Genomic DNA, 5,536 nt, shown 5'->3' with positions numbered 1-5,536 from the left:
TATAAGAAGATTGCTAATTTTTTCAACCATTAGCTTAGTAAAAGCTTGAAAAACTTTGTCATTGCGACTTTGTTCTTTTTCCTGATTTCTATCAATATCATTGCTACTACTACCTTGTAAATTATCAAAGTCGATCGCCCGAGTCTTACTATAATAAACACTTATGGACTCACGAGTTTTTTCTATCTCCCATGGAACTGAATCATTTTTTAATTTAGCAGTATCGTCAACAATTATATCTGATTTATATTGATCGTAATTGTTATTCATGGCATTGTTAAAGTTTGAATCGTAATTCTCTGTCAATTCCTCTTGTACCTTTTTTACAAAATCATAAAATACTTTAGTGTATTTTGTTTCTTCATTCAGAATTTCATACCATAAAATGCTTTGTTTATACTCCTTGATGTCTCTATTAATTTTGACAAGGTATCCCAAGCCTATAGTGATAGGAATGGAAACAATCAAAGAAACTAAAAAAGTATAAGATAATAAAACTCGTTTGAATCTAGATAAATTATTTTCGGGTTTAAACATAATTGAAAATCCTATATTTTAAGTACTTAAATACAAAGAAGCTGTTGTAAGTTTTTTTCGGCTATAAAGCCTTGCTACAAATAGTACTCCTGTAGACAATGAGGGTATAGCACTCACTACTTATCAAAAGTGCCCTAAATATTCGCCGACAATGCCTGGTCAGAGGTACGTGTTGGACAGGCAAAATTTTACCAGCCCTGCTTGGTTATGTTAGGTTTCGTTAGGGTTAAAGTAAAATCAGGACGGAATTAGTAAAAGTACTATTGAGGGTAATCTTTGTTAGGGAGTGGGGGAAGAACTTCTGATCGTCTTGCGCCTAAAGTGTTAAAGATGGTTGAGCTTGGATATTCTTATCGTTATATTGCTTCACAACTTCATTTGAGTAATGTCAAGTCCGTTTAATTGCACATACAATAATGGCATCTATAGGGTTCAAGGATATTCTAGGCAGTTGAGTTTCTTTCTTCTTGAGATGCCCTATAAATAAGTGATTGAGTATTTTCTACTGACTACTGACTACTGACTACTGACTACTAAATTGATAGCGAGGTTATTTAACCGGATTTGATATAAGACTAGTGTTTCGGACATTGTTAAACGACATCGAATGTATGGGGAGCAAAAGGATAGTGAGAGTTGAAATCATTATTCCACAAAACTTTCACTATTGACAACACCTGTGTTACAGTTGCTACTCAAACACCTATATTTTAGGACTATCACTCACAGAGGTCTGAAAGCTATACCTGGTAATAAATATAGCCTTAGCGTGGTTTTCTGTATAGTTGCTACTCAAACCCCCTTATACCGATACTACCGGATTTAATATTACATATTCCTTTCCTAAATGATCGAGCACTTTTTTTGATATCTTGAATTCAGTAACTTGTTAATAATTCAATCAAGTCCTCAGTTATCGGACAACCTGTTTCCCTTTCAAAATGAAGAAACATCGGACTAAAATTTGCCTCAAGAAAAATATATTCTCCATTAGGTTTAAATCGCCAATCAATACCAGTCCATTTCAAACCAAATGCTTTGGTAATAGCTAAACATTGTCTTTTTATATCCTCTGGTGTTTCTAAATAGATTAATTTGGCTTGTTTATCTTCCCGAAAATCTAAGGAACCACTCCGAATTTCAGCCGAATAAACTTTTTCCCCAATCACATAACTGCGAATATTTGTACCAGGAATATATTCTTGAATAGTTACAGGAGAAATACTTAAAGCTAAATTCATCCGATTAATTTCTAGATGTTCTTTCGTTAAAAGCTGAGTATGAGAACCACCATAAACAGGTTTAAAAATTACATCCAGATAAGATTGAGAGAAATTGATAATTTCCTGAGCATCATTAGTAACTAATGTAGCTGGAATAGTTACACCTATTTTTTTCGCTAAACTTAATTGTAATGGTTTCTCTTTATGAAATTCATAAGCTTCCCAACCATTAACCCATTTTTCCGGAGTAGAACGCATAAAAGAGCGTAATAAACCAGTTGCATCATTAACTGCTATTGTCTGCTGATATGAATCGGTTAATTGAGGAACATTTACTCCAGAAAAAGTCCGCCAAAAAATTTTATTTATATCTGTTAAATCCCATTGTCTGCCATCTGGAAATGTTAAAAATCCTGTGTGATTAATAGGTTGCCAAGATATTTTTAACTTGGAGGGAAATAAACGAGTATCTAAATAATCAACTGTTATTCCTTTTGCTGTGAGAGATTGTTTGAGGTGAGCAGCATGAATATCTTCATCACTACCCAGAATTAAAATTTTCATAAGTTAATCAAATGCAATTTTTATAAATAGACATCTTCAGAAATTATATCAGTATTATCCCAAAATCCTGTAGAGACTTTGCACAAGTTATACTATTTAAGTTGAAATATCAAACTATTTGTCACATATCTATTGGTTGAAATAATCCTCGAAAATTAGTATCACTAAAAGTTATCATATCAAATGTGCAAAATAATTCTACTTATTAATCTCTCCATTTTCCTATCTCCATATCAATTATCGGTAGTAAATATTAACCTATTCCATATCATATCTTACAATCTGACTTTAAACTTTTAACTTTTGACTTCAGTGAAACGATATTACTTAAATTACCTCTGTTAGTCATCCTAAAAATATTTTTTCCTGCTGTTCGTAAAAATCTCTTATACTAAACAGGATTTAGTAAGACCACAAATGAGTACGTATAGTGTAACCAGTAGTAATCTGTTAATTTTTTAATTTCATCCGTCATAGAGTTGAGAAGACAACATCTTTTTTCTAGAACCATTTCCAGTTGCTCAATTGTTTCAAAATGTTTATTGTGCTCATGTTCATAAACTAATCCCCATAATCTCTCAGCAGGCTGTAATTCAGGTTTGGAAAACCAAGCTTGAAGAATTTAAGCAATTAGAGCAGTTAGGAAAAATTGATTTATATTACTTAGATGCAGTGGAGTTTAGTATGATTCCTTAGGTTCCTTATGTCTGGCAAGATGTCGGAGAGTACTCAAGGATTCATAGTCCCCATAATCCTTACTTTCTCAATGTTTGAGGAATCATGAATCCCCAGAATCATCTGGAAAGTTATGTTTCAACTCAGACAATTAATTCTGATATAATTATACCAAATTCAAAAAGTAAAGCTATTCACCTTACCGAATTATTAATTAATTAATTATTAATAATTAATTCTGGTTTAAAGCCTCCCCTTTTAAGGAAAAAAGCGGTCGTTTGCGGAGCAGTCCGTTAGGATGGGATGGCGAGGTTTCCCGCTCTTGACAGAGCCGCTGCCTCTTACAGAGGAGCTTCGCTAACGCTAACGCCATATCCAATCGACCAAGAGAAAAGTGCTCTTGAATTTCCCAATATTCAATTACCGAGCGGTTAAAACCCGAGGTAATTATCAATTATCAATTATCAATTAATGAACTCCTGACTACTGACTACTGACTACTCCAAACCTAAGTTGCTCAAGTTTATGAAATTGGTATTATTTCTCGTATATATGGTTTTTTCCTACTATAAATAAACCCACAGTGATTGTTGTATATCGATCATATATTCATACAAGTGATGGGATTTTTGATAAACTTGAAGAGTGGTCAGAACTGCAAATTACTATATTTAGTATGAAAATCTTATTTCTTTCCCTTTGGCTACTTATACAAAAAAATTATTATTTTTCATCATATTTATAATACCAAATTTAAACAAGATAGTTAAATAGAGTTACAGTAAAATCCTCTGGAAAAACTATTACACCACTTTTTGAATTGATGAACAAAAAAGTTTTATATCATGTTCTGATAATTAGGTATAAATAAACTTTAAGTTTGTAGTTTAGCTTTAATGCTCCAAATATGTCTCTGCCACTAAAGCGCAACTACGAAGTTCTATTATAAGTATTTTACTAAACATGATATTAGAGTTTTAGAGAACAAGGAACAGGAAACAGAAAGTAATATTAAAACTGTACCTTATTATCTGCTAAAACTGCTGTAAGATATTTCCACTCCTCCTAAAACCTAATACCTACCCAAGAATACAATGTTACTACATTGCATGAAATTGGTATCATTAATTATCCTCAATTAACTAGATAAAATTAATCCTCAAATTATCTAGAGATTGCACATCTTCTATAATCGCAATTAAATCTCCTGATAGAGTAGATATATTAACCGAGTTATTAATAATTTCAACACTATAATTATCCATAGTTCCTGGTAAATGAATTTGGTCAAAAGCAACGTCAAAATTTTTAACTAAAGCAAAGTCTAAATTTCCAAAGCCAAGATAAAAAGGTACTCCTTCAGAAGAACCAAGTATAAATTTGTCTGCTGTGTTGACTTCTGAACTACCAATTAATATATCAATTTCTCCCACACCTAAATTATTAGGAATTATTCGATCATTGATTAGATCATATCCCAAAGTATTAACACCAACAATTCTAGTATTGTTGCCAAAAGCAGTAATAATATCATTGCCATTAGTACCTGTGAAAAATCCTATACGTTGAATTTCAAATGCTCCAAACTGAACGTAATGTTCTAAACCAGAATTCAATTCTCCTCTATTGATAGCAACATTAACGCTAGGATAAGATTGCCGATAAATCTCCTCATTGAAATCTCCACCTTCTTCTCCTAATGCAAGAGTAGTCACCCCACCTTCTTCCGATCCTGGTTGAGTGATACTGCCATCATCAAAAGGAGTTGGAATACCCCCTTCTTCTCCTAATGCAAGAGTAATCACCCCACCTTCTTCTCCTATTGCAAGAGTTGTTGCTATTCCTTCTTCTGTTCCTACTTGAGTAATAATCCTATCATCAGTAATAATAGGAAAACCACCTTCTTCTCCCAATGCTTCAGTTGTAAAACCATCACCACCTTCTTCTCCCACTGCGAGAGTGGTAGGTGTGGGTACAGGAGCAAAACCACCTTCTTCCCCTATTGCTTGAGTAGTTCCTACTCCTGGAGGTAAAGCTATTGGAGTAATCCCAGCTTCTGCTCCCAAAGTTGCAGTTGTTGGTACAGGTGAATTACCGCCTTCTTCTTCCGTTGCTACAGTTGTGGGTATAGCTTCACTGAAACCCCCTTCTTCTCCTATTTCTTGAGTAGTTGCTATAGGGTCGCCACCACTTTCTGAATTATCAAAAGCTTCAGTTGTATTACCACCCTCTTCTCCTAATGCAAGAGTAGTTATAGGTGCAGTGGAGTTATTAGGAAGAGGATTTCGTTCAACTTGACTTGTTTGTAGAGATTTCAACAGTTCCGGAGTTGATTTTCCAAAAGGATGATTTTTTGTCATATTTTCTCCCAGTTCAACTTTATACTTAATATGGAAAATAACGAAGATATTTTTTCAAATCTTCTCTCAATCACAGCATAATCTAGTAAATATTAATATAGATGACTAAACTACCCAATGACATAAATGAGGCGATCGCCCAAGCAATGGAAGCGACTAAAGCAGCTCTCCAAGATA

3 protein-coding genes and 1 pseudogene are annotated in these 5,536 nt (G+C 33.6%); all 4 read right to left on the bottom strand.

Annotated elements, in window-relative coordinates:
- Window positions 1-537, bottom strand: a 537-nt coding sequence (locus tag F6K22_RS29950) for a hypothetical protein (RefSeq protein ID WP_293106580.1), incomplete at its 3' end; no start/stop codon positions are given.
- Window positions 538-1,415: 878 nt separating this feature from the next.
- Window positions 1,416-2,324: an ATP-grasp domain-containing protein gene (locus F6K22_RS29945; RefSeq protein ID WP_293106577.1), complete on the bottom strand. Its 909-nt coding sequence runs from the start codon at window positions 2,322-2,324 to the stop codon at window positions 1,416-1,418.
- A gap of 490 nt (window positions 2,325-2,814) precedes the next feature.
- A pseudogene (locus tag F6K22_RS43640) lies at window positions 2,815-2,922 on the bottom strand (IS630 family transposase); the annotation flags it as partial.
- Between the two features lie 1,219 nt (window positions 2,923-4,141).
- Window positions 4,142-5,359 (bottom strand): hypothetical protein, encoded by a 1,218-nt coding sequence (locus F6K22_RS29930; protein ID WP_293106572.1) that lies wholly within the window; start codon window positions 5,357-5,359, stop codon window positions 4,142-4,144.
- Window positions 5,360-5,536 lie beyond the last annotated feature (177 nt).

The sequence above is a fragment of the Okeania sp. SIO2F4 genome, from assembly GCF_010672385.1.
Lineage (GTDB): Bacteria > Cyanobacteriota > Cyanobacteriia > Cyanobacteriales > Microcoleaceae > Trichodesmium.
The sequence above is the reverse complement of the archived record's forward strand: the minus strand, read 5'-3'. Positions and strand labels throughout refer to the sequence as shown.